Origin of the sequence: Acinetobacter sp. SCLZS86 (assembly GCF_021560715.1) — a bacterium.
Taxonomy (GTDB): domain Bacteria; phylum Pseudomonadota; class Gammaproteobacteria; order Pseudomonadales; family Moraxellaceae; genus Acinetobacter; species Acinetobacter towneri_A.
On the sequence record NZ_CP090864.1, the window covers coordinates 1312463 to 1336609 of the forward strand.

At 41.0% G+C, this 24147-nt stretch carries 23 protein-coding genes; 17 read left to right on the plus strand and 6 right to left on the minus strand.

Annotated elements, in window-relative coordinates:
* Positions 1-187: 187 nt before the first annotated feature.
* The 5 genes from LZP46_RS06215 (at position 188) to LZP46_RS06235 (ending at position 7641) form a co-directional block, all read left to right on the plus strand.
* Complete coding sequence (locus tag LZP46_RS06215; protein ID WP_236095013.1) at positions 188-2191, plus strand: hypothetical protein; 2004 nt, start codon at positions 188-190, stop codon at positions 2189-2191.
* Between the two features lie 103 nt (positions 2192-2294).
* Positions 2295-4007: an AAA family ATPase gene (locus LZP46_RS06220; RefSeq protein WP_236095014.1), complete on the plus strand. Its 1713-nt coding sequence runs from the start codon at positions 2295-2297 to the stop codon at positions 4005-4007.
* 140 nt (positions 4008-4147) lie between these two features.
* Positions 4148-5131 carry an ion transporter gene (locus LZP46_RS06225; protein WP_236095015.1) on the plus strand — a complete coding sequence of 328 codons (984 nt, stop codon included), beginning with the start codon at positions 4148-4150 and terminating at the stop codon, positions 5129-5131.
* Between the two features lie 283 nt (positions 5132-5414).
* Complete coding sequence (locus LZP46_RS06230) at positions 5415-6335, plus strand: LysR family transcriptional regulator (protein WP_236095016.1); 921 nt, start codon at positions 5415-5417, stop codon at positions 6333-6335.
* 130 nt (positions 6336-6465) lie between these two features.
* Positions 6466-7641 (plus strand): MFS transporter, encoded by a 1176-nt coding sequence (locus LZP46_RS06235; protein ID WP_236095017.1) that lies wholly within the window; start codon positions 6466-6468, stop codon positions 7639-7641.
* A gap of 85 nt (positions 7642-7726) precedes the next feature.
* Here the strand turns inward: LZP46_RS06235 and LZP46_RS06240 are convergent, their stop codons facing one another.
* The gene (locus tag LZP46_RS06240; protein WP_236095018.1) at positions 7727-8182 is read right to left on the minus strand and encodes a DUF441 domain-containing protein; all 456 of its coding nucleotides are present in this window, start codon (positions 8180-8182) and stop codon (positions 7727-7729) included.
* A gap of 162 nt (positions 8183-8344) precedes the next feature.
* On the opposite strand from LZP46_RS06240, the gene LZP46_RS06245 reads away from it, so the two are divergent.
* The gene (locus LZP46_RS06245) at positions 8345-9067 is read left to right on the plus strand and encodes a pseudouridine synthase (protein ID WP_236095019.1); all 723 of its coding nucleotides are present in this window, start codon (positions 8345-8347) and stop codon (positions 9065-9067) included.
* Between the two features lie 101 nt (positions 9068-9168).
* Here the strand turns inward: LZP46_RS06245 and LZP46_RS06250 are convergent, their stop codons facing one another.
* The 3 genes from LZP46_RS06250 to LZP46_RS06260 form a co-directional block, all read right to left on the minus strand.
* Positions 9169-9612 carry a GNAT family N-acetyltransferase gene (locus LZP46_RS06250; protein ID WP_026438150.1) on the minus strand — a complete coding sequence of 148 codons (444 nt, stop codon included), beginning with the start codon at positions 9610-9612 and terminating at the stop codon, positions 9169-9171.
* Between the two features lie 93 nt (positions 9613-9705).
* Positions 9706-10062, minus strand: a complete 357-nt coding sequence (locus LZP46_RS06255; RefSeq protein WP_236095020.1) for a type II toxin-antitoxin system RelB/DinJ family antitoxin — start codon at positions 10060-10062, stop codon at positions 9706-9708.
* Between the two features lie 110 nt (positions 10063-10172).
* On the minus strand, positions 10173-11087 hold the full coding sequence (locus LZP46_RS06260; protein WP_236095021.1) for a pseudouridine synthase: 915 nt from the start codon (positions 11085-11087) through the stop codon (positions 10173-10175).
* Between LZP46_RS06260 and LZP46_RS16305 the strand changes: the two genes are divergently transcribed.
* From LZP46_RS16305 to hfq, 5 genes are all read left to right on the plus strand, one after another.
* A complete protein-coding gene (locus LZP46_RS16305) occupies positions 11073-11207 on the plus strand; it encodes a hypothetical protein (protein WP_268920075.1) in 135 nt (44 codons plus the stop codon). The genes LZP46_RS06260 and LZP46_RS16305 overlap by 15 nt on opposite strands.
* Positions 11208-11303: 96 nt before the next feature.
* Positions 11304-11780 (plus strand): tRNA (adenosine(37)-N6)-threonylcarbamoyltransferase complex ATPase subunit type 1 TsaE, encoded by a 477-nt coding sequence (tsaE, locus tag LZP46_RS06265; protein WP_236095183.1) that lies wholly within the window; start codon positions 11304-11306, stop codon positions 11778-11780.
* Positions 11773-13752, plus strand: a complete 1980-nt coding sequence (gene mutL, locus LZP46_RS06270) for a DNA mismatch repair endonuclease MutL (protein ID WP_236095022.1) — start codon at positions 11773-11775, stop codon at positions 13750-13752. Before tsaE ends, mutL begins: the two co-directional genes overlap by 8 nt.
* A gap of 6 nt (positions 13753-13758) precedes the next feature.
* A complete protein-coding gene (gene miaA, locus LZP46_RS06275; protein WP_236095023.1) occupies positions 13759-14703 on the plus strand; it encodes a tRNA (adenosine(37)-N6)-dimethylallyltransferase MiaA in 945 nt (314 codons plus the stop codon).
* 92 nt (positions 14704-14795) lie between these two features.
* Entirely contained in the window at positions 14796-15314 is a 519-nt protein-coding gene (hfq, locus tag LZP46_RS06280) for an RNA chaperone Hfq (protein WP_236095024.1), read from the plus strand.
* A 169-nt stretch (positions 15315-15483) separates the two neighbouring features.
* Here the strand turns inward: hfq and LZP46_RS06285 are convergent, their stop codons facing one another.
* Positions 15484-16782 (minus strand): peptidylprolyl isomerase, encoded by a 1299-nt coding sequence (locus LZP46_RS06285; protein ID WP_236095025.1) that lies wholly within the window; start codon positions 16780-16782, stop codon positions 15484-15486.
* On the minus strand, positions 16782-19232 hold the full coding sequence (locus LZP46_RS06290; protein ID WP_236095026.1) for an LPS-assembly protein LptD: 2451 nt from the start codon (positions 19230-19232) through the stop codon (positions 16782-16784). The genes LZP46_RS06285 and LZP46_RS06290 overlap by 1 nt, the downstream gene beginning before the upstream one ends.
* 120 nt (positions 19233-19352) lie before the next feature.
* Between LZP46_RS06290 and LZP46_RS06295 the strand changes: the two genes are divergently transcribed.
* From LZP46_RS06295 to LZP46_RS06320, 6 genes are all read left to right on the plus strand, one after another.
* Positions 19353-20366 carry an aminoglycoside phosphotransferase family protein gene (locus LZP46_RS06295; protein ID WP_236095027.1) on the plus strand — a complete coding sequence of 338 codons (1014 nt, stop codon included), beginning with the start codon at positions 19353-19355 and terminating at the stop codon, positions 20364-20366.
* On the plus strand, positions 20367-21056 hold the full coding sequence (gene murU, locus LZP46_RS06300) for an N-acetylmuramate alpha-1-phosphate uridylyltransferase MurU (protein ID WP_236095028.1): 690 nt from the start codon (positions 20367-20369) through the stop codon (positions 21054-21056).
* An 84-nt stretch (positions 21057-21140) separates the two neighbouring features.
* Positions 21141-21773 carry a 16S rRNA (guanine(527)-N(7))-methyltransferase RsmG gene (gene rsmG / locus LZP46_RS06305; RefSeq protein ID WP_236095029.1) on the plus strand — a complete coding sequence of 211 codons (633 nt, stop codon included), beginning with the start codon at positions 21141-21143 and terminating at the stop codon, positions 21771-21773.
* A gap of 22 nt (positions 21774-21795) precedes the next feature.
* A complete protein-coding gene (locus tag LZP46_RS06310; protein ID WP_019836539.1) occupies positions 21796-22578 on the plus strand; it encodes a ParA family protein in 783 nt (260 codons plus the stop codon).
* On the plus strand, positions 22575-23462 hold the full coding sequence (locus LZP46_RS06315; protein ID WP_236095030.1) for a ParB/RepB/Spo0J family partition protein: 888 nt from the start codon (positions 22575-22577) through the stop codon (positions 23460-23462). The genes LZP46_RS06310 and LZP46_RS06315 overlap by 4 nt, the downstream gene beginning before the upstream one ends.
* A 31-nt stretch (positions 23463-23493) precedes the next feature.
* Positions 23494-24141: a MotA/TolQ/ExbB proton channel family protein gene (locus LZP46_RS06320; RefSeq protein ID WP_019836537.1), complete on the plus strand. Its 648-nt coding sequence runs from the start codon at positions 23494-23496 to the stop codon at positions 24139-24141.
* Positions 24142-24147: the final 6 nt, after the last annotated feature.

Below are 24147 nucleotides of genomic sequence, written 5' to 3' on the forward strand. Positions count from 1 at the left end.
TTCACATAAATTTCAGGTGTAATTCAATTAATAAGTGGCTTAAGCTCGATTGAAGAATTGTCCACTTTTTGCAGATGGAAATAAAAAACAAAAAATAGGGATGTATCACGTGATGGGTCTAGTCGCTGCAATTAAATAAAAATAAGATGACACTTAGATAGACCGTACTTAAGCATGAGGAGTGTGTATGCAGCCAACTCGCCAGCATAGCCAATTGCATGCCGTTGCGCAGCAATTGGTTCGTATTTCCAGTGTGGCCGCAGAAATATATCAAGATCAAATGGATTTGGTTGGGCATCTTACAGCACAAAATATGTTCCGTATTGATCCTTTACAGCATCGGGTCGAATTGCTGAATGGTCTGTTTAGTCTTGAATTTTATCCGCCAAAATCGCATACAAATTTAATAGAAACTCACTTTGAATTTGCGGGGAAACAGCAAGAAGCATTTGAAGATTTTTTCTTACATGATCTGCATTTTTTGACAGGGGATTTAAAACCGCAGCATTCTTTATTTTTGCGTAATCAGGCGCAGCAATTGCGACAATTGATTCTGCAGCAAGTTTACCTGTGGGTAGATGGTGCAGCACGGGTTAAGCAATTGTTATTGCATTTAGATGCAATGCAGGCACAAATTTTAGATCAGGCATTAATGCAGGCAGACGATCAGTATCAACCAGTATTGACCAAATTTGTGCAGCAAGGGCAGCACATTCCTGAAGATGTTTTAACTAACTTATCGATGCTATGCGCTTTGGAATTTGTAGAGGGTGAAGCCTTTTTGCCAGTGCAAGCACTGATGCAAAGTTATGATGATTTTTGTTTTAGTGCAGCAGAATTTCTGCCTAAAGCCATGTATCGTATTTTAAGTATCTCATTTCCAGAGCGATTTAATTTACAGGATTTAATCGATCATCAGGACGATATTCGGCTGTTGTATCGACATGCCGAAGAACATGGGCGTTTACTGGGCTTTGCGCGTTTAATGCACCGCGAAGTGTGGCAGCGTTCCGATGCTTTGGCGAAACCGCATTTTTTAAAATCTTGTCCTTTAATTTGGCAAAAAAAAGTCGCTAAACTTCCATTATTTGATTATCCACGTGCGGTGAATTGGCTGTTTAAACAGTCTGCACAAGTGTTGGATTGGCTGAGTTTAAATATTCATCATACTAGTGTGCGGGTGGCTGTGACTGCGCTCAGTTTTGTCGATTGTAGTCAGGCCCATCCACGGATTATTCTGGCAACTTTGCAATATTTTCAGTACTCAGCCGCGCGTATGTTCATTCAAAACTGTAATGTATATGCGACACAGCAAGCATGGTTTGCACATGCGCATAATGTTAGTTTAATACCGCATGGCGAAAAACAATCGCTAGATGATCCACGAGTTGCAATTAGTCCTTCTATTTTGTATTTGGATGAGTGGATAACTTTACTGAAAACCGTAGCGCAACACGATGAACATTTGGTCAAGCATGTATTTCGGCGTTTAAGTCTTGTCATGCAAAGTTATATGTTGTATTTACAGCAGATCACCCAAGATTTACCGCCTGCTTTATTGGACTATATCCAGTCTGAAAGTCAGCAGCATCGTGATTTTTATACAGTCTTACAGCGTTATCAGATTCAACCCGATGATTTTCGGCAGCGTTTTTATTTACGTGTACACAATACTCGCGTTTCGGTATTTGACAGTTATGTGCGCGACTATTTAATGGAGTATTTCGTAGCGCATACGCATATTCCAAAAAGCTTGAGTTGGTTGGGGTTGTTTCATCAAGCTGTGCAGTGGCATCAACAAGTGTATAAAGCAGAGCTATTTGCCAAACTGAAAAAAGAAATTCCGTGTAGCACATGGCAGGCGAAAAGCCCACAGCAAATATTATATTTTTCGGGTTGGTGTTTTGAAGAACTGACCGATTTAGACCGTATTATTGAAGAATCGAAAAACTTCAAACACTGTTTGGCACTCAGCTATGCCAAAGCCATGAGTGAAGGGCTATATGTGGCGTTTCACATGGCATCCCCACATTATGTGCAGCAATTGACCTTAGGCTGTTACTTTCGCAATGGGCAACTTGTATTTGATCAATTGGAATATCCGAATAATCAAAAAGCCGAACAGTTGTTGGTTACCATCGCAGCGCAGTTTATCGCGTGGCTGAATTCGCAATTACCATCAAAGTCATAAGTTACATGTCATAAGACAACTGTTGTCGTATTCATGGACTTGAGCCTTAACTTTTGGTTAAAAACTCGTTAGGCTATAGCCGTTCAATCATGGTATAGGTCTTATGAAACAGGAAACTGCACTTAAACTTTTAAAAGCAGGCGAAAATGTCTTTTTAACAGGCTCGGCTGGTGCGGGTAAAACCTATACCCTGAATCAATACATCAATTATTTAAAAGCGCGTAAAGTGCCCGTGGCAATCACGGCATCTACAGGCATTGCAGCAACGCACATGAATGGCATGACCATTCATACATGGGCAGGCATAGGCATTAAAGATTTTTTGTCCGATGCCGACCTGAAAAATATGAAAGAGCGCAAATATCTCAAAGAACATTTAGAAAATGCGCAAGTGCTGATTATTGATGAAATTTCAATGTTGCATGCTAAGCAACTCAATTTGGTCAATCAGGTTTTAAAATATTTTAAAGACAGTGATGACGCTTTTGGTGGTATTCAGGTGATTGTCGCGGGAGATTTTTTCCAGCTACCGCCTGTAGGTAAAAACGATGAGCGCAATCGTGACAAGTTCTGTTTTATGTCAGAGACGTGGGTTGAAGCTAAATTTCGAGTTTGTTATTTAACCGAGCAGCACCGTCAGGGCGATGACTATTTAAATGACATTCTCAATGCAATTCGTGCACAAAGTATTGATCATCAACATATTCAGGCTTTGGAACAAACGCGCCATCAAGATATTGGCGACACTTTCACGCGATTATATACGCACAATATGGACGTAGACAATATCAACTTGAAGCATCTCAATGAAATTGAAACTGAGAGCAAGCAGTTTGATGCCGTGTGTGATGGCAATGAAAAGTTGATTGAGACTCTAAAATCATCGGTACGTGCGCCTGAAATTTTAAATCTAAAAAAACATGCCAAAGTAATGTTTGTTAAAAATAACTTCGATATGGGGTATATCAACGGCAGCTTGGGCGAAGTAATTGGCTTCGAAGAAGATGATGATCACGGTATTTTGCCTAAAGTAAAATTGACTGATGGCACGGTATTACTGGTCGAGCCTGAAACTTGGTCGGTGGAGAATGATGCAGGTAAAACCATTGCCAGTTTTCAACAGATTCCACTGCGTTTGGCATGGGCGATTACCATCCACAAATCACAAGGCATGACTTTAGAAGCTGCTGAAATTAATCTTAGCCATACTTTTGAAAAAGGGCAGGGTTATGTGGCTTTGTCACGTTTAAAATCGTTAAGCGGTTTGCGTTTATTGGGATTTAATAGCCAAGCTTTGGAACTCGACAGTTTAGCGATTAAGGCTGACCGCCGTTTTCAGGAATTGTCTGAAGAAGCTGAAACGCACTATGAGCTGATGGATTTAACACCACAACATAATGCATTTATTCGTCACTGTGGTGGCACGTTGAACGAAACCGAAATTTTGCGCAATGAAAAGAAAATTGCCAAAGGTGGAAAAACCAATTATGCGACTGCCACGTTAGATGAAACCCGCGCTTTATTTGAAGAAGGTTATGATATTCAGGATATTGCAGTAGAGCGAGGTTTAACTCCTGCAACTATTATCAACCATTTGGCACGTTTGCAAAAAGAACAAAATCTGGATATTTCAGTGGCACATCCAGGTGAAGAAGTGGTGGAAGAGGTCCGTAAAATTTATAAGCGATTAATGAAGCGTCAAAATGCAGAGCACTTCAGCGATGATGGCGTAATTAAACTGCGCCCGATTGTTGAAGCGACTAGTCCACGCATGGGCTATGATCAGGTGCGTTTAGCATTGCTGTTTATTCAGTAGTTTAGTCATTTGGATAATGATGACTTATACTGCAATTCTGCATTAAAAATGCCCGCTTAACGTCACATAAAATACTATCGTTTTGAGAAAAACTTCGGTTAAACTGCCATCACTGTAAGCCTTAAAATATAATATTCGGTATGGCATTTACACCGTGGTACACCTTACGAAAATTTGTCTATAACAACTTACACGACGATGACTATGAAACATGGTTTAGTCGTTGCATTAACTATTTTTTAATTTTACTGATTTTAGGCAATGCCAGTGCGGTTATTTTAGAGTCGGTGATTGATGTCTATCTTGCCTATCAGGTATTTTTTGACTATTTTGAAAACTTTTCCATTGCAGTGTTTACGCTTGAATATTTGCTGCGGATTTGGAGTATTGCCGAAAAAGACCCGTTTATTTCGCCGTGGAAACAGCGTGTAAAATGGCTTACCAGCGGTGGGGCAATTATAGATTTGTTGGCGATTCTACCTGCTTATATTAACTTCTTTGTGCATCTAGATTTACGGTTCCTAAGAATTTTACGTTTGCTGCGTTTGTTAAAACTGACACGTTACTTTGTATCATTGCAAATTTTATTAAGAGTGATCGAACGGGAAAAAGGATCATTTCAGGCAGTTATTTTTATTCTCTCTATTATGATTGTGATGTCTGCCGCAGGTGTCTATGTCGTGGAAAGCAAGGCACAGCCTGAAGCCTTTAGCTCAATTCCCGCTTCGATGTGGTGGGCAGTGGTGACTTTAACCACAGTCGGTTATGGCGATGTCACACCAATTACCTCTTGGGGCAGAATTTTAGGTGCGTTAATTACGGTATTGGGTGTCGGCTTGGCAGCATTGCCTGCAGGTATTTTAGCCACAGGTTTAGCCAACGAACTTGAACAACGTAAGCAGCATTTAGGGTTGAAATTTAGAGAGCTATTGCAAAATAGTGAGATTGATCTGTTAAATGATCAAGAAAAAATTGAAGATTTACGCAAACAAGTCGGTTTAACCACTGAGCAAACCCAAGATATTTTATTGCAGTTAATTCGTGAGCGTCGTGAAGAAGAGCTGCGTTTAGAACAAGAGCCTTATAAATACTGCCCGCATTGCGGAGAGAAGTTGTCGGAGTAAGCGAGGCTTGGGTTAAGAATTTCAATTCTAGTTTGGCTCTGCACGTTGGGAGCCTAAAACATGCTTGCTGAAAGCCATATTATTCTTATGGAATTGTATTGATTTCGTAGTAAATATCATCGAATAAAAACTAAGATGAAGAAAACTCATTATTTACATGCTAAGATTAAATTAATTCATTATTAAATTGAATCATGTTTGGCTTTGTTTCTTTATTTGGCAAAATAAAAATACGACCTAGGTCTAAACATGTAGTCAATAAGTTGAAAACTAGGAACAAGCAATGCTTGAAATTCGCCACTTAAAAACGCTGTCAGCCCTGCGAGAACATGGTTCTTTGGTTGCTGCAGCCAATGATTTATGTCTAACGCCATCTGCTATTTCTCATCAACTCAAAGAGTTAGATCATTGGTATGGTGTAGAAGTGGTGAATCGCCGTAGTCGCCCTGTGACATTTTCCAATGTCGGGCAGCGTTTATTGAAACTGGCGGACGATGTCTTGCCACAAATTCAAATTACCCAAACCGATATTACCCGCATTGTGCATGGGCAAACGGGGCGAATTATTTTTTCTTCGGAATGTCACAGTTGTTTTGACTGGTTGATGCCGCTACTGAATCAATATCGACAGCAATACCCAGATGTAGACTTAGATTTTGCTTCAGGTTTTGAGGCCAATCCGCATGAATTATTGCAAACCGCAGAATTTGATTTATTGATTACTGCAGATCCGATTGCTTTAAAAGGTATCGAATATTTTCCAATTTTTGAATATGAGTCGCGTTTGGTGTTGTCAAATACTCATCCTTTCGTACGTGCTGAGGGCATTACCGTACAGGAGTTGGCAGAAGAAACCCTGATTACTTATCCTGTCGATAAGCATCGTTTAGATATTATGTCTAAACTATTCATTCCAGCCAATATTCAGCCTAAAGCCATTCGCACCACAGATTTAACCCAAATGTTGATTCAACTGGTGGCGAGTGGGCGAGGGATTGGTGCATTGCCAGATTGGGTGGTGAATGAATATGAGCAAAAAGGCTGGGTGACTTCACGTCGTTTAGATTGTGTTGCTGCGGGAGGATTACGTCGTACTTTGTATGCGGGTTATCGTAGCGAAGAAAAAGAAAAGAGTTATTTTGAAGGCTTTTTGAAGCAATTGGAGAAATTTTCCCAAAAACGTACGCAGTATTATTCGAGTTAAAAATTGCACAATCAGCATTTTAAAGAGGATGCTGATTAATTGCTAAAAACACTAAGCTCATCTAAATCTTGATTAAAATCAGTGAGATGTTCTTGCTAAGCTTGCCTTGCGACAATTATGGTAGAGCGCTGTGAGTTCGCTATGTAGGCTGACAAAGGATTTATGGATTGTTGCTACGGGTTTTATGGCAGCATTGCATATTGGCAAATTGCCACCGATTGTGCCTATCCTTCAAGCTGAACTCGGAATTAGTCTGGTTCAGGCAGGCTTTTTGCTGTCTTTAGTACAAGCTGCAGGCATGACTTTGGCGTTGTTGCTAGGCAGTTATACCGCAAAAATTGGCTTAAAACGCTGTGTACTTTTGGGTTTGTCTTTATTGGCAGGTGCAAGTTTTGTCGGTGGTTTTGTACATAGCTTTTCCGCACTATTAAGTCTGCGTGTAATTGAAGGTTTTGGCTTTTTACTGATTACACTCAGCGGCCCTGCATTTATTCGTCAACTGGTTGCAGTGGAGCAGTTGCCTGCCAAAATGGGGCTGTGGAGTGCCTATATGGGCGGCGGGATGGGTATTGGTTTACTAAGTACGCCGTTTTTACTGACCATCTTGGATTGGCAAGGCGTGTGGATGTGTTTTGGATTGTTATCCTTTGCGCTCGCAATCATCATTTATAAAGCCGTACCGAGTGTGCAGATCAGCACGCAAGCCATTGCCATCTTTGAACTGATTAAAAGCACTTTGAGCCATCCACCCGCATGGATATTGGCTTTGGTTTTTGGTGTTTATGCAGGGCAGTGGTTCAGTTTGGTGGGTTTTTTGCCGACCATTTATCAGCAATATCAAATATCTTTACAAACCGCAGGTGTGCTCACAGCTATGGTTGCAATGGCAAATGCGGTGGGTACGTTTGTATGTGGGTTGTTATTACAGCGTGGGCTGAGAGCGCAAGTGTTGATGCAAATGGGTTTTGCGGTATTGATGCTATGCGCACTGAGTTTTTATATTTTGCGTGATGTTTTACCATTCATTGTGCAGTTTTTATTGGTCATCCATTTCTCTTTATTTGGTGGTTTAGTCGCAGCTGTGGTATTTGCGCAAGTACTTAATTTTGCACCACAACCGATTGCGATTAGTACCACCGTAGGTTTGGTGTTGCAGTGCTCGGCAATTTCACAATTTTTATTGCCGCCTGTGGTCGCAGCTATCGTATCTGCCACAGGAACATGGCTTTGGGTTGGTATTTTAATGGCCGTTTTATCTGCAATGGGAATGATATTAACATCTATCTTGTTTCGCAAAGTGGCTTAGATTTGGATGGTTTTTATTGAAATTGGTTGATACAAGACGATGAATTCAAGCAAAACCATCTAAACCGAGCGACCCTAAATCAATGTTAAGAATAGCCAATAAACAAGGTGAGAATCCCTGCAGCAATCAGTGGGCCGACAGGCACACCACGTAGCACAGCAACACCTGTGACTGTACCAATTAATAAGCCTGCCACCACATCAGGTTGATTGGTCATGAGTTTTACTCCACGCCCGCCTAACCATGCCACAAAAACACCAATTGCAATCGCTAGTAAAGACTTCCAACTCAGGAATGATTTTAGAATTGCTTCACCTGGAAGCTTGCCACTGGCAATGGGTGTCAGTACACCAATGGTTAGAATGATAATGCCCAGATTTAAGCCATGCTGTTGCAAGAGTGGGAAAAATTCACTGAGCGGGGTAATTCTAAAAACAATCAATACTGCTGAGGCAATGGTCACAGCAGTATTTTGGCTGAAAACACCGCAAGCGAGTAGGACGATCAGCACCATTAGGTTAAGGTCTAATTGAGAGAGCATTGTGATCCATAAAAGGGGAAATAAATTGGAAAAGTGCAGTTATTGTAACGGTTTTCAATTGCAAACGGGCAATGTACGCAATGTGCTCAGAATTTACGATGTATTTGGTTTAGAATAGCTACAGCAAATGTACTTATACTTTTTATCATTAGGTCGCTCATCATGTTGTTGGAAAAAATGTTGCAATCACAAGGCTTTGGATCACGTAAACATTGCCAGCAACTCATTAAAAATGGTGTGGTCACCATCATGGGCGAAACCCAAACCAATCCTAAATTCACAATAAAAATTGCACCTGAAACGGTTTTGCAATTCTCGGTGTATGGGCAAAATTATCAATATCGCGAAAAGGTCTATATCGCCTTACATAAACCACAAGGCTATGAGTGTTCGCATCAGGCGACCCATCATTTTAGTGTGTTTGACTTGTTTGATGATGTATTGCTGAATCGCGGTTTGCAGTGTGTCGGACGTTTAGATCAGGATACAACAGGGCTGTTATTGCTGACGGATGATGGGCAGTTTCTACAAGCATTGACCCATCCTAAAAAACACGTAGCAAAAGTATATGCTATGCACACCGCAGACCCGATTAATGCAACACAAATTCAGCAACTTGAGCAGGGCGTCGCATTGCGCAATGAATCTGGGATATTTGCTGCAACAGAGGTACAACAGCTTGCAGAACATGAATTGCAGATGACTATTCATCAAGGCATTTATCACCAAGTTAAACGTATGATGGCAGCGGTGGGCAATAAAGTAGAACAATTACATCGTCAACAAGTCGGTGCATTAAACTTGAATGATTTGGCTTTAGATGTGGGTGAATGGATGTATTTAAGTCCTGAACAAGTCGAGTTTGCAAAAAGTCGTATGGAATAAATGAATTTCTGCTGAATTTTTATCAATAGCTTATGATCAATGGCTTACGTCAGATTAAATTTAAACCCTTTGTCTAAAGCCGCAATCGTTAGGTCAGGTGACTATTTTAAAAAACAGTGATAAGTTTGGAATTCATCATCTTTGACAAAGCCCATCTTTTCATACAATTGGTGGGATTGGTAATTACTTTTTTGTGTTTCAAGGCTAATGCGCAGCGCATTTTCATGTCGTGCAAATAAAATCGCAGTATCAATGAGTTGTTTGGCCGAGCCTTGTCGTCTAAAAACAGGGGTGACATAAACATCATCTAAAATATAGTAGGTCGAACAGGCAACTGAAGAAAAACCTAAATAAAGCAATACAAATCCAGTAATTTTTTGATCTTTGATATGAATGAAAATCACACTTTCTTGATTTTCAAAACGCTGTTTTAAGAATGCTGCTGAAAGGTTTAGATTCGAGGATGCACCATAAAACTGACGATACTCATCGAACAATACAGCAAGTTGGTCTAAGTCTTCTAAAGTGGCGCGTTTTACAATCATTACGATACTCCATGCTTTTTCATTGTCCTTGCATGAAGCATAGCTAAGTTTTTAAAGTAAATTTTTAAAGAATTGTTTAAAAATGCAACACTGTTAATTTTTGTCAGTTTCACCCAAAATAGCATTGAGTTCATCAAACAAGTCTAAATGTTCATCATCGAGTTCAAAATCTTCCACACTATTATTGCCAGTTACAGCTGCTTCATTGCTTGGATTTACATCCACTAGCGTTGCTTTTTGCTCTTGCTTTAATTTGCGTAACTTAATCAATTGTTCCAGATTAATATTTTGATTTTCAATTGAAAAGGGGATTGATTTAGTCAGCACGACTTGCTTAAAAAACAAACGTACTGCTTGTGCAGGCGTAATCCCCAACTGTTTAAACACAGCAAAGGCCTGTTTTTTCTCTTGAGAGTCCAAGCGTACTTGGTAGACTTCAGTTTTTCTCATAATTTTTAATAGAAGGAAATAGATTTAAATTTTAGCAATATTGTAAACAATTCATTTGTAATTTCAATATGACTACAACGAAAATCTACTATTTTGTAATGACAAACATATTACAATGTCAATTCTTGCTGTGCGCTAAAGTGGAATTGTTGCTGGCTAATCGGGTCAAAAAAACTTAAATGCTTGGCAAGCAATTGTAGCGGTGCAGAAAAATCATCTGCTTGTTTGTGCTGTAAAATGGGATAAAACGGGTCGTTCTTAATCGCAATACCTAAGCTATTTAAATGCACACGCAGTTGGTGCTGCTTGCCTGTTGTAGGCTTTAATTCATATTTTGCCCATGTTTGATTATGTTCAAGCAAACGAATTTCTGTTTCGCTGTTAGGTGTGCCTGCCACGACGTGCATCAAATAAAAAGGTTCACCTTTTTCCATGCGTAATTGCACAGTACATGGTAGTGACAAATTAGCTTGATAAGGCGCAATGGCATGGTAGGTTTTTTGCACCTGACGTTCTGCAAATAATTGCTGATACACCGCCCGAGTTTCTGGTTGTTTGGAAAACAGCACCACACCCGCAGTTTCGCGGTCTAAACGATGAATAGGTGTGAGCTGCTCATTCTGTGTTTGTTTTTTTAAGCGTACTAATAGGGTTTCTTGTACATATTGCCCTGTAGGGCTCATGGTCAAAAAATGTGGTTTATCTACAACCAATAAGTGTTCATTTTCAAATAAAACTTGATGCTGAAAAGGCACGGAAACTTCATGCGCTAAAAAACGATAATAAAAAATATCCTGATGTGCGCTATAAGGTGTATCTAAATCTAAACGCTTTCCTTCGGCATCATAAACCAGACCATCCTCAAAGCGTTGCAGCCATTCCTGTATAGAAATATGCGCAAACTGGATACATAAATAATGAAAAATTGAGTCAGGTTGTGTGCTTAATTTGGGTAAATGTAATTTGCTGGCGCTCACACCATCGAGCATGGGTGGAACAAAGGTGTTGGAATGAGTCGACGTCATCTACAAATTGCTCATATTCAGGTGGGAGAGTTTCTTTTTCATCATATTGAAAATAGCCTAAGCGGCTTGGGTGCTAAGCTGAATAATATTGATTCATTGCCTTGTCTCAACCTGTTATAAATTGTCCACATTTACACAGTTTTATTCATCAGTACATAGGCTTTAAAGCAGTGCGATGCTATCATAATTGGTCTTTTGAATCATGTCGTGAGCGTTATGCAGTATTCATTTAATTTGGCTTTAAATAATGAGCAAGATACCCAAAATCTGGCGCAAGTTTTGGCAACGCATTTTCGTTCAGGTGTGATTTATTTAATTGGTGATTTAGGTGCAGGAAAAACCACTTTATCGCGTTATTTTCTACAGCATTTGGGGCATCAAGGTGCGGTTAAAAGCCCGACTTACACTTTGGTAGAACCTTATCAAATTCAGGGACAAGATATTTTTCATTTTGACTTATATCGCTTAAATGATCCTTATGAATTAGAGCTCATGGGCATCCGTGATTATTTAGAAACCCCAAATGCCTTGTTTTTATTTGAATGGCCATCAAAAGGTGGTGATGAAATTCCACCTGCAGATCTGATCATTGCAATTAAAAAATCGGAAGATGAATTCAGCCGTACCGCCACGCTAACTTCATCTTCGGCTGAATTACAACAAGCTTTGGAGCAAGAATTTAATCATGCCTAATGATGTGTTAAATCTACGTCGGATCCACACGCTTGAACCTGCCTTAGCCAACCAAATTGCTGCGGGTGAAGTGATTGAGCGTCCTGCCTCTGTGGTCAAAGAGTTACTCGAAAACTCGATAGACGCAGGGGCAACCGAGTTGATTATTCGTGTGGCTCAAGGCGGTAGTACACTCATTGAAATTATTGATAATGGTCTTGGCATTCATGCTGAAGATTTGCCTTTGGCGGTGACTCGTCACGCGACCAGTAAAATTCAAACGTCCGATGATTTACATGCCATCGTTAGTTTAGGCTTTCGTGGTGAAGCACTGGCATCAATTGCAGCAGTATCGCGTTTGACTTTGGTCAGTAGCCAAACTGAAGATGGTGTAGGCTATCAGGTTGAAGTCAATGGTACTGCTTTTGATCATCAACAAATTCAAGCTGTCGCTGCACCAAAAGGCACGCATATACGGGTACAGGATTTATTTTTTAATGTGCCTGCACGTCGTAAGTTTCTGAAAAAAGCAGGTACAGAATTTGGGCATATTGAAGAAATTGTCCGTCGTTTGGCGCTCACGCATTTTGATATTCGGTTTGTTTTAGAACACAACGACAGCATTAAACTGAATCTACCCATTGCAGATAGTGGCGAATTGCGTTTTCAGCGCGTGCAGCAACTTTTAGGGCGAAACTTTGTTGAAAATGCTTATTGGATTGATGCTGACAGTGTCACCATGCGCTTATCGGGTTGGTTGGGACACCCTTCCGATGCACGTACACAAGCCGATCTGCAGTATGTATATGTAAATGGACGTATTGTAAAAGACAAGACTATCTCGCATGCGTTGCGTATGGCATACGAAGGTATTTTACATGGACATCAACATGCCGCGTATTTGCTGTTTTTAGAAGTTGAGCCTGAAAATATTGATGTCAATGTGCATCCGACCAAGCATGAAATTCGCTTTTTAAATCAGCGGGAAGTGCATGAGTTTGTACGACATTATGCCAAAGAAACCTTGGCGCAATTTCAGACTGCAACAGCAGATTTAGCCACAGCCATGAAAGCCGATCCTATCGAACAAGCTGCGCCTTATGTGGTGCAACCGCGTTATCAGGAACAATTTTTGCTGCACAAATCTGTGCAGACCAACCCTCTGAATCCGTATGAACAAAGGGTAGATGCAGATCAGGTATCCAATACAGCATCGGGTAGTGATCTACTTACCGAGTTTGATCGTAGCCATCCGCAAACTGTGCAATACGGCCAAGCGATGCAAGGCAGTTATCAAGGCTCGAAACAACTGAATAATGCCTTAAAAAGCTATCTCGCACCTTTACGTGATGTCGACTCTCAAGATTCAACTAGCGTAGCGTATGAATCGACGACAGCTGTAGATGAACACCCGCTTGGAATTGCGATTGCACAATTGCACGGTATTTATATTCTGGCGCAAAACAGCGAAGGTTTGATTATTGTCGATATGCATGCCGCACATGAACGTATCGTTTTACAGCAGATGAAAGCTGCGTGGGATAAACCAGAGTTTTGGACTTCGCAGCAATTGCTCATTCCCAAAGTCATCAGCATTAGTCGTATGCAGGCCATGCGTGTAGATGATTTAAAACCACAATTGGCACGTTTAGGTTTGGATGTTGACCAATATGGCGATGAGCAAGTCATCGTGCGCGGTGTGCCTGCGATTTTGCATAAGGCAGATTTTGCTGAATTAATTCCTGAATTACTGAATGATTTAGACCCGAATGATGAAGCGCAAGCCTTACTGCAAAAGCGTGATCATATTTTGGCAGGAATGGCATGCCATAGCGCAGTACGGGCACATCGGATGCTAAGTCTTTCTGAAATGAATGCCTTATTGCGTCAAATGGAACAAACCGAATTTGCCAGTCAATGTAATCATGGTCGCCCGACTTGGCGTGCCTTTCCATTGGCACAACTAGATAAACTTTTTGCTCGAGGAGAGTAGCGTTACATGTCAAATCAATTGCCGGTCATCAATTTAATGGGACCAACTGCAAGCGGTAAAACTGCTTTGGCATGTGAGTTGTATGAACTGGGGCGTTTTGAGCTGATTTCAGTCGATTCTGCGCTAGTTTATCGAGATATGGATATTGGTACAGCCAAACCGACCAAAGCGGAACAGGCGCGCTATCCGCACCACTTGATTGATATTATCAGCCCGCTTGAAGTGTATTCTGCTGCACAATTTGTCGAAGATGCCTGCGCTTTGATTGACGATATGCACGCACGTGGAAAAACCCCAATTTTAGTGGGCGGAACCATGCTGTATTTTAAGGCATTGCTTGAAGGACTATCTTCAAATTTACCCAGTGCAAATTACGACGTGCGTGCTGAAATTGAAGAAAAAGCTGCACGTGAAGGTTGGGAAGCCGTCTATGCAGAATTATGTGCGGCAGATGCATTGGCGGGTAAAAAATTTAAAGTTTCAGATAAGCAACGTATTATTCGCGCACTAGAAGTTTACAAATTAACAGGTACACCAATTACCCAACTGCAAGCGGAACAACCTAAAAATGTACCATATCGTTACACTTTTCATAACCACGCTTTGATGCCTGATCGGTTAGAATTACATCAGCGTATTGAAAAACGCTTAAAGATTATGTGGGAAATGGGTTTTTTGAATGAGGTGCGTCATCTTATTGAAAAATACGATTTAGATGCAAATTTACCTTCCATGCGCTCTGTCGGTTATCGTCAAGCTTTAGAGTTTTTGCAAAAAGGTGATGAAAGTCACGAAAAAATGCAGGAAATGGAGGATAAGGCGCTATTCGCAACACGACAACTTGCGAAACGTCAATATACTTGGCTCAGATCGTTGCAAGAATCGCATAAATTTCACACATATTTTACGATAAAGCAGGCTCAAGAAGACTTGCGAAACTGGTACGGATAAAGCAAAATTTACCTACTGTCTTTTTTATAATTTTTAATTGAAAAATAAAGATAGTTTTTGCGCTGATTTTTAATTATTTTTGGAGTTATAACATGTCTAAAGGTCAAACTTTACAAGATCCGTTCTTAAATTCTCTCCGTAAAGAACGTATTCCTGTTTCCATCTTCCTTGTGAACGGTATTAAACTACAAGGTCATATTGAATCTTTTGACCAATATGTTGTTTTATTGAAAAACACAGTAAGCCAAATGGTTTACAAACACGCAATTTCTACAGTTGTTCCTGCACGTAACCCACGTCCAGCGGGTGCTCCAGCAGGCGGTCAAAGCGCAGGCTTCGGTGGTCAAGGTGGTGGCTTCGGTGGTCAAAGTGGTGGCTTCGGTGGTCAAAGTGGTGGCTTCGGCGGTCAAGGCGGCTTCGGTGGTCAAGGTAGCGGCTTCGGCGGTCAAGGTGGCTTCGGTGGTCAAGGCGGCGGCTTCGGTGGTCAAGGTGGCTTTGGTGGTCAAGGTGGCTTCGGTGGTCAAGGTGGCTTCGGTGGCGGTCAAGCAACAGGTGGCTTTGACAACGATTCTAAATTTGAAGAATCTTCAGAAGACGATAACAACCATTAATTGATCTTCTTAAAAAAACCTCTCGAAATGAGAGGTTTTTTTATGTCTATGGTTTTTATCAAAGTCATATTTGAGTAGTAAATAAGATGCGGTGCACATGTTAGAAAAGCATAAAAAAACCAGTGTAGCAACACTGGTTTTAATCTTAGAAATAGCAGAAAACTTAAGCTTAGTTTTTCTTGCGGTCTAAGCTTGGGTCTTTGATTTCTACAAAAGCATTGTTCCGTGTTTCACGTAACCAGCTGTCTAGTTCAGTATCAAATTGACGTTCACCTAGTATTTGACGTGCCATACGTTCTTGGTATTCACGTGTCATATCTTGTTGACGTGTATCGGTGACTTGCAATACATGCCAGCCAAACTGAGTCTGGAATGGTGCGCTAATTTCGCCTTTGGCGGTGTTTTTCATTTGGTTTTCAAATTCAGGTACCATCACCCCAGGATTAACCCAACCTAGACTGCCACCATCACGTGCAGAGCCTGCATCGTTAGAGAAGGTCGCTGCTAAGGTTGCAAAATCTTCACCTGCTTTTAAGCGGTTGTAAATGCTGTCAATCATGTGTTTAGCATTTTCAGGGCTTACTACTTCACTTGGCTGAATCAAGATATGTCGAGTTTGGTATTGTGGAACTAGTGCACGTTGCTCAGTACTTTTGCGTTCCAGTAATTTTACGACATGAATACCATCACGGACTTCAATCAATTCACTGGTTTGCCCCACATCTAATGGCGTAATACGTGCAGCAAGTTCTGCAGGAATATCGGTCAAGTTACGTAAGCCCATGTCTGCAGACTGAACGGTTATGCCGTTGCCTGTATATTTTTTACTGATGGCTTGAATGTCATTGTTCTGCGCCAGTTCAGCTTTGACTTGTTGCGCAACCTGAGCTGCATTTTCTTTTCCTGAAACACGCACATGCAAAATATGGACTTGGTTGCCTAAAGCGGCCTGACCTTGTGGGGTTTTCAGAAAGTTATCAACATCTTGGTCGCTAATTTGAATACGTGACATTACGACTTGTTGACGTAAGCGATTGATTGCTAAATCTTCAGCAATACGGTTACGTAAAAATGCATAACTGCCTGGAGATGATTTGTCTAATTTTTGCTGAAAAGCTTCTAGGCTATTGCTTCCATTTTGCTGTGCAACTTTTAAAACTGCTTCATTCAGGGATTTTTCATCGGCTTTAATATTATAGCGTTTGACTTGTTCTAATTGTGCTTGGCGTACAATCAGTTGCTCTAAAGCTTGTTGTTCTAAAATGTGTTGCGGTGGAACAGGGCGCTTTTGCATTTCCAGTTGTTGTTTGAGTTCAACCACGCTTTGCGCTAAATCACTTTTTAAAATTACACTATTGTCAACTACAGCCACAATTTGATCATTCGCAGCAAATGCAGGCAGGCTAACAGCCATGCAAAGTGCTAAGGTTGATGCTTTTAAAAATCGTTTTAACTGTTCTGTCTTCATTAACGTTGTGTCCAAGATTGATTAATTTTATTAAAACCTAAAATACGGTTTTCAAGCAAAGATGCAAGTTTATTATTGAAACCGCCTAAACCTTTCAAATTTAATTCCGCCATAATGGCACGTTTTGGTTTTACACCTGCATCGGTAACATCATCTAAATCGTTATAGTAAGAGCGACCATAGACTGAGATGCCCCAACAGCACGACTCATAGTTCACACCCAGCAAATATTCACGCGCAACGCTGTTGTCTAGGTCATATTGTGCATGACCTAAAATACGCCAGTTGTTGTGAATAGGCTGAATAAACGATGCCACGACTTGATCATAATGATCTTGACGGTTTGGAATATAACGACGGTTAATATAACCAAAGTTATATAAGTTACCCTGTTCGCCAGCGTAAAGCAGATTTACATTACGCTGAGCATTGTCGCCATTAGACATCCAAGCAGCATTGGCACCGATGCTGAGATTTTGGCTTAATTGGCTGGTGAGGCTGACAATTGGCCCTGTACGGCTTTGCGTGTCAAAATCATCGCTGGTATTTTCTAGTGTGACACGGCGGTCTTCAAAATAGAAACTTTGACCAATGCCTGCCTTAATACGTTCTAAACCAATTTCATCAAACAGGCTATAGCTTAAACCCAAAGACAGGAAATTGTTATCTTCTAAGCGGTCATGACCATAGAAACGGTTTGGGCTGAACAACTGGTCATAATTAATAGAAGCTGTTGCAGAGTCAAAGTTCGGGTGGTCATTTTGATTTTTATACGGTGCATAGGCATAGAACGCACGCGGGGTGATGGTTTGTAGGAAGCGACCATCTTTTTCAAAGGTAATCCCTGTGTCCAATGTAAATTGTGGCACAGTAACCGACTCACTTTCACTAGATGAGTTGTATTGATTCAACGCATTTCGAGTGTCTTTGTCATAGAAGGTGTTGATGTTGCGTAACGATACTTCAGGAATTACAAATGACCACGGATTACGGTAGTTGTAACGCACTGCAACGTCATTATAAATACGCGTACCACTAGGTTCGCCTACTTCCAATGCGCCAATGTCTTTTTTGAAGTAAGCCGTGTCGTTATTAAATTCGACTTGGAAACCTTGAGGATTACCTGTTTTATAGTTCAATAAAAATTGTGGTAAACGTGCATAAGGGCGTTTTTCATAGGCAATAGATGGATCAAGGGTTTGGAAATCTTCAACTTTGAGCTGTGCTTTTAAACCTGGAATGCCTTTACGATAGTTAAGTTCCCAAGCACGACGTAAATTCAGGTCGGTTTTAGAGTTCGGGTTGTTATTTAAATCGGCAAAGTAGTCTTTGTCCGAGGCGTAGTTATATTCAAGATTGGTTGAAAATTGATCGTTGATTTGCCAGTTGTGTAAAAAGTGCAAGTCTTTACGGTCTTGGTCATCATATTTAGCATCCGATGCCAAATAACCACCCCAAATTTTACCTGAGCCAAAATTTTCAGTTAAATATCGGAATTCACCTTCTAGCATCGCGCCACGATCGGCAATATAACGCGGGCTAACGGTAGCATCGTAATTCGGTGCAAGGTTTAAATACACAGGTACAGATAGCTCGACGCCACCATCATTGGTAAAGCCAAAACTAGGTGTCAAAATACCTGTGGTGCGGCGGTCATCAATCGGAAAGTTGAAGTAGGGTACAGCCATGACAGGTACATTTTTTACATACAATTTGGTGCCACGTGTTTCACCGCGTCCCGTTTCCTGATTCAGCTTAATTTCATTGGCTTGAATTTTCCAAGTCGGGGCTTGTTCAGGTGGACAGGTACTATAAGTGGCATTATTCAGCACCATAGTATTGGTTGAGGTACGTGCAATTTTTTCGGCCATGCCGTGAGCATGTTGTTCTTCGGCAATATAGAAACTGTTGTTTAAGTCACCTTGCTGGGTTTTCAGGTTGTAATTAATTTCATCACTTTGCGCCAGTAAACCCGCTTGCGCCATTTGTACCCGACCTTCGGCTTTGGCAAAGGTCTGAGTTTGATCAATGGTAATTTTATCGGCACGAATTTGACGACCTTCTTGGTCAATCACCACGTTGCCTTCTAAGACTGAATCGCCATTTGGATCATAGTGACCATAATCGGCAGTCACTGTAGAAGTTGCATTTGCAGCATCTACCGCAACAGTACCTGAGCTAATCGGCGTTAGCCATGCGCCTTCACAATAGGCAGAACTTTGGCTGTGACCAAATTGTTGTGCTTCAGGTGCGGCTTTATCAACATAATATTGCTCAAAGAACTGCTGCCCAGGATAAGCTTCTTGAATGGTGTGCTTAAGCTGCTGGTTATTGAGATTTGTGACAGATGAAGTCTGATCTGTGGTCTGCGCATAGCTGGAAACAGAGTGACCACATAACAGAGTTAAGACCGCAGTCGCTAAAGGATTAAATTTAAACTGATGCTTCATTTATCTCATCAACCAAGAGTGCTTAATCGCAATTAATTATTGTCGCATCATAGAGAAAAAGCGCAGAAGTAGCTACACTTAGCACTTTAAAAACTCAGCCTGTATTAGAATTTATTGCAAATGAATACACAACGCGAACAATTGATACAAACATGGATAACATCTGTACTTGGTTCAGATCAATTTGAAACTCATTTTTTAGCAGGCGATGCAAGTTTTCGTCGTTACGCACGAATCAAGTTGAATAATAAAACATTTATGCTCATGGATGCACCACCAGAAAAAGAAGATTGTGGTCCTTTTGTGACGATTGATGAATTTTTTGCTGCCCATGCTGTGCGTGTACCCAAAATTATAGCCAAAGACCTGACACAAGGCTTTTTGTTGCTCGAAGATTTTGGCGATGTGCTGTTATCGACCTTATTAAATGAACACACAGTAGATAACTATTATGCGCAGTGTTTTAAGCAACTGATTCAATTGCAAGCGATTGATGGTACCGCACATTTCCCTGAATATTCCTATGACAAACTGATCAGTGAAATGGAGCTGCTGACTGACTGGTTATTGCCAGCCTTACAAATTCAGCCAACGGCTGAAGAAAGTGCATTAATTAAACGTACATTTGTGATTTTGGCCAATGCTGCTTTGGCGCAGCCGCAAGTGATTGTGCATCGTGATTTTCATAGTCGAAACTTAATGAAAGTAGGTGAGGACACAGAACTTGGTGTGATTGATTTTCAGGATGCGGTCATTGGCGCAGATACATACGACTTAATTTCGATTACCCGCGATGCTTATGTACAGTGGAATGCGGATCATGTGTATCGTTGGTTTAAAATGTTTTATGACTTAATGCCAGAAACATCTAAACAGGAACGCGATTTTCAACAATTTAAAAAAGATGCCGATATGATGGCGATTCAGCGTCATATCAAAATTTTAGGTATTTTTGTGCGTTTATTTGAGCGTGATGGTAAATCGGGTTATCTCAAAGATTTACCTCGGGTGATGTGGTATTTACTTGAAGAAAGTAAGCCTTATCCAGAATTACAACCATTTATGCACTTCATTCACACGACAGTAATGCCAAAATTTACAGCAAAATATGGTCAGTATGAGGTGCTTGCCTAAATGAAAGCTATGATTCTTGCCGCAGGAATGGGCAATCGTATGCGTCCTTTAACGCTGCATACGCCTAAACCTTTATTGGAAGTCGGTGGCAAACCTTTAATTGTGTGGCACATCGAAAAATTACAAAAGATTGGTGTGCAGGAAATTGTTATTAATACCGCATGGCTAGGTGAAAAACTCGCAGAAGCTTTGGGCGATGGTTCTCAGTTTGGTGTAAAAATTTTGTGGTCGCATGAAGGCGAAGGTTTGGAAACAGCAGGGGGTATCATCAAAGCCTTGCCATTATTGGGCTATGAACCTTTTATATTAGTGAATGGTGATGTTTGGACCACCATGGATTTTGCGCCACTATTAAATGTGCAACTTGAAAACGACTTGGCACATTTGGTTTTAGTGGAAAACCCTGTACAGCATCCGCAAGGTGATTTCACTCTGGCTGCAAACAAAGCCTATACTTTTGAGCAAGCACGCTCGGGTGAAAATCTGACTTATAGTGGCGTAGCGGTGATCCATCCGCAAATGTTTAACGGTTTAGAATCTGGTAAGCGTCCGCTTGCACCATTGCTTAAACAAGCCATGCAGCAAGAAAAAATTTCAGCACATAAATTACAGGGTGTTTGGGTGGATGTTGGCACTCCTGAACGATTAAATGCGTTAGATCAACAAATTCAGCAGGGGGTGTACGCTTAAGTGCATATTCACTAAGCGTTCGCCCCTATGACTGTAACTATAAATCGGTATACTTCCATTAACTTTTTCGAGATGTGAATTGTGATGCATTCGTTTTTTCAGGAACTCAAGCAAGGTAGTCAGGCTTTAGGTTTAGAGCTCAGTGATGAGGCTTTAAATTTATTACTCAAATACCAAGATGCTCTGGTGCTATGGAATAAAGCGTTCAACCTCACTGCAATTCGTGACCCGAAAGAAATGCTGGTTAAGCATTTGCTCGATAGTCTGAGCATCCTCAAAGATTTACCTGCAGGTCGTTTATTGGATATTGGGACAGGCGGCGGTATGCCAGGCATGATTATTGCCTTGAGTCAGCCTGAACGCGATTGCGTGTTGTTGGATTCAAATGGTAAAAAGATTCGTTTCTTAAAACAGTTTATTGCCGATTTAAAACTGAAAAACGTAGTGGCCGTTCAAACTCGTGTTGAAAATGAAGACAGCATCCGTGAGTTAGGTCATTTTGATGTGATTACGAGCCGTGCTTTTGCATCTTTAACTGACTTTGTTGCCGCGTCCAAACCATTTATGCATGAGCAAAGTATTATTGCATCAATGAAAGGTTTGATTCCTGCCGAAGAAGTGGAAGCAGTGAAAGATGAATTCAGCTGTGAAATTATCGAGCTTAAAGTTCCGCGCTTAGACGAACAACGTCATTTACTTTTATTAAAACGTATTTAATTTTCAAAGGACTGGGGTGATCATGGCACAAATTATTGCGATTGCGAACCAAAAAGGTGGCGTCGGGAAAACCACAACCGCAGTTAATTTGGCAGCATCTTTGGCTGTTTTGAAAAAGCGCGTTTTATTGGTCGATATGGACTCACAAGGCAATGCGACCATGGGTTCAGGCATTCAAAAAAATGATTTGCTGTATTCAGTGACCGATGTATTGTTGGGTGAAGTGCCGATAGAAACCGCAATTAGCAAGGCAGAAGTTGGTTACAAGGTTTTAGGTGCTAACCGTGATTTGTCAGGGGTCGAATTGGTGATTGCCGAGCAAGAAGGGCGTGAGTTTATTTTGCGCAATGCCTTGCAGGAAATTGCCAAAGATTTTGATTATATTATTGTCGATTGTGCGCCAAGTTTAAGCTTAATTACGGTAAATGCTTTAGCAGCAGTGCAAAGTGTGATCATTCCAATGCAGTGTGAATATTATGCACTCGAAGGTCTGGCAGACCTGACGCAAACCATTGACCGTATTCAGCAGGCACTCAATCCTGATTTAGAAATTATTGGTGTATTGCGTACTATGTATGATGCGCGTAATGCCTTAACCCGCGATGTGTCCGAAGAATTATCACACTATTTTGGTAAAAAATTATACGATACCGTTATTCCGCGTAATGTACGCTTAGCAGAAGCGCCTGCACACGGTTTACCCGTCATTTATTTTGAAAAAAGCTCGAAGGGTGCAGTTGCCTACCTGAATTTAGCAGCTGAAATGTTGAAAAAAAGCAAAGTGAAAAAAGGAAGTAAAGCATGACCATAAAAAAACGCGGATTAGCCAAAGGTCGTGGCTTGGATGCCTTATTGGGGTCAATCCAAAAAGAAAAACTACAACTTGAAGTGCAATCTTTAGATCATGGTCAGCTAAAACAAATTAATGTTAATTTATTAAAACGTGGTGAATATCAACCGCGTCGTTTTATTCAAGAACAAGATTTGCAGGAATTGGCGGCATCTATTGAAAAACATGGTGTGATGCAGCCGATTGTGATTCGTCCGATTGATGACGAGCAACTTCCTTATGAAATTATTGCAGGTGAGCGTCGCTGGCGTGCTGCACAGTTGGCAGGTTTAACTGAAATTCCTGCAATCGTGCGTGATTTGACCGATCAGGTCGCGATTGCTTTGGCATTAATTGAAAACATTCAGCGCCAAGACCTGAACCCAATTGATCAGGCAATGGCGTTACAACGCTTTCACGATGAGTTTGGCTTGAGTCATCAGGAAATTGCCGAAACAGTAGGTAAAGCACGTACCACGGTCAGTAATTTATTGCGTTTACTCACTTTGGCTGAGCCTGTTAAAGAGTTGATGCAGCAAGGCTTGCTAGATATGGGTCATGCACGTGCTATTTTAACTTTGAAAGCTAAAGATCAGCTCAAAGTCGCGCAGCATGTAATTGAAAAGAATTTATCGGTACGTCAAACCGAACAGTTGGTACGTGACTTTAATGCGCCAAAACAAGAAAAGCCGAAAACGGCTATAGCGCCTGATATTCAACAACTCACGCAACGTCTTTCTGAGCGTTTTAGTGCAGATGTTAAAATTGATTATAACAAGCAAGGTAAGGGCAAATTGACCATCAGTTATCACTCTCTGGAAGAGCTGGATGGTATTTTAAATATTTGCCTGTCCGATTAATTTTAATTCGTATTTTATTGGGGAAAAGCGAATGTGGGAATTGGTAAAAGCAGGTGGCTGGCTGATGCTGCCGTTGGTATTGTGCTCGGTATTTACCGTTGCAATTACCATTGAGCGTTTTATGCGTTTAAAGCGTGCAGGTATTTTGCCCAATGCGTTGTTGCTCAACCGCGGGCAAAGTTTAGCGACTGTGTTGCAACAACTAAATCAAAGCGCCAACTTAAAAAACAGCACATTAGGTCGTATTTTTGAGGCGGGTGCGCGTAACAAACAACAATCAGAACAGTATGCGCGTGCACAAATGGAAGCGACAGCTTCACAAGAAATTGGTTATTTAGAAAAAAATATCAACTTCTTGGGTACGCTCAGTGCAGTAGCGCCGTTATTGGGTTTATTGGGTACAGTGCTTGGGATTATTGAATCATTTTTAGTGATTGATGTGGGTGCAAGTAATCCAACCTTAATGATTCCGGGGATTTCTAAAGCCTTAATTACCACTGCAGCGGGTATGTTGATTGCAATTCCAGCCTTATTTGCCTATCGTTATTTTCAGCGTTTGGTGCAAGAATATACTGCTGAGTTAGAGCAGCAAGCGACTTTGTTTCACGCAGGATTATTTCATCAGAGTCAACCTCATCAGCTTGATGCGGATGTGCAAGATGTGAAAAAAGTAAGCTAAGGTGAG

Coding starts and splice junctions, on each gene's coding strand:
- LZP46_RS06215 (WP_236095013.1), top strand. CDS start 188: ATGCAGCCAACTCGCCAGCATAGCCAATTGCATGCCGTTGCGCAGCAA.
- LZP46_RS06220 (WP_236095014.1), top strand. CDS start 2,295: ATGAAACAGGAAACTGCACTTAAACTTTTAAAAGCAGGCGAAAATGTC.
- LZP46_RS06225 (WP_236095015.1), top strand. CDS start 4,148: ATGGCATTTACACCGTGGTACACCTTACGAAAATTTGTCTATAACAAC.
- LZP46_RS06230 (WP_236095016.1), top strand. CDS start 5,415: ATGCTTGAAATTCGCCACTTAAAAACGCTGTCAGCCCTGCGAGAACAT.
- LZP46_RS06240 (WP_236095018.1), bottom strand. CDS start 8,182: ATGCTCTCTCAATTAGACCTTAACCTAATGGTGCTGATCGTCCTACTC.
- LZP46_RS06245 (WP_236095019.1), top strand. CDS start 8,345: ATGTTGTTGGAAAAAATGTTGCAATCACAAGGCTTTGGATCACGTAAA.
- LZP46_RS06250 (WP_026438150.1), bottom strand. CDS start 9,612: ATGATTGTAAAACGCGCCACTTTAGAAGACTTAGACCAACTTGCTGTA.
- LZP46_RS06255 (WP_236095020.1), bottom strand. CDS start 10,062: ATGAGAAAAACTGAAGTCTACCAAGTACGCTTGGACTCTCAAGAGAAA.
- LZP46_RS16305 (WP_268920075.1), top strand. CDS start 11,073: ATGAGTCGACGTCATCTACAAATTGCTCATATTCAGGTGGGAGAGTTT.
- LZP46_RS06260 (WP_236095021.1), bottom strand. CDS start 11,087: ATGACGTCGACTCATTCCAACACCTTTGTTCCACCCATGCTCGATGGT.
- tsaE (WP_236095183.1), top strand. CDS start 11,304: ATGCAGTATTCATTTAATTTGGCTTTAAATAATGAGCAAGATACCCAA.
- mutL (WP_236095022.1), top strand. CDS start 11,773: ATGCCTAATGATGTGTTAAATCTACGTCGGATCCACACGCTTGAACCT.
- miaA (WP_236095023.1), top strand. CDS start 13,759: ATGTCAAATCAATTGCCGGTCATCAATTTAATGGGACCAACTGCAAGC.
- hfq (WP_236095024.1), top strand. CDS start 14,796: ATGTCTAAAGGTCAAACTTTACAAGATCCGTTCTTAAATTCTCTCCGT.
- LZP46_RS06285 (WP_236095025.1), bottom strand. CDS start 16,782: ATGAAGACAGAACAGTTAAAACGATTTTTAAAAGCATCAACCTTAGCA.
- LZP46_RS06290 (WP_236095026.1), bottom strand. CDS start 19,232: ATGAAGCATCAGTTTAAATTTAATCCTTTAGCGACTGCGGTCTTAACT.
- LZP46_RS06295 (WP_236095027.1), top strand. CDS start 19,353: ATGAATACACAACGCGAACAATTGATACAAACATGGATAACATCTGTA.
- murU (WP_236095028.1), top strand. CDS start 20,367: ATGAAAGCTATGATTCTTGCCGCAGGAATGGGCAATCGTATGCGTCCT.
- rsmG (WP_236095029.1), top strand. CDS start 21,141: ATGCATTCGTTTTTTCAGGAACTCAAGCAAGGTAGTCAGGCTTTAGGT.
- LZP46_RS06310 (WP_019836539.1), top strand. CDS start 21,796: ATGGCACAAATTATTGCGATTGCGAACCAAAAAGGTGGCGTCGGGAAA.
- LZP46_RS06315 (WP_236095030.1), top strand. CDS start 22,575: ATGACCATAAAAAAACGCGGATTAGCCAAAGGTCGTGGCTTGGATGCC.
- LZP46_RS06320 (WP_019836537.1), top strand. CDS start 23,494: ATGTGGGAATTGGTAAAAGCAGGTGGCTGGCTGATGCTGCCGTTGGTA.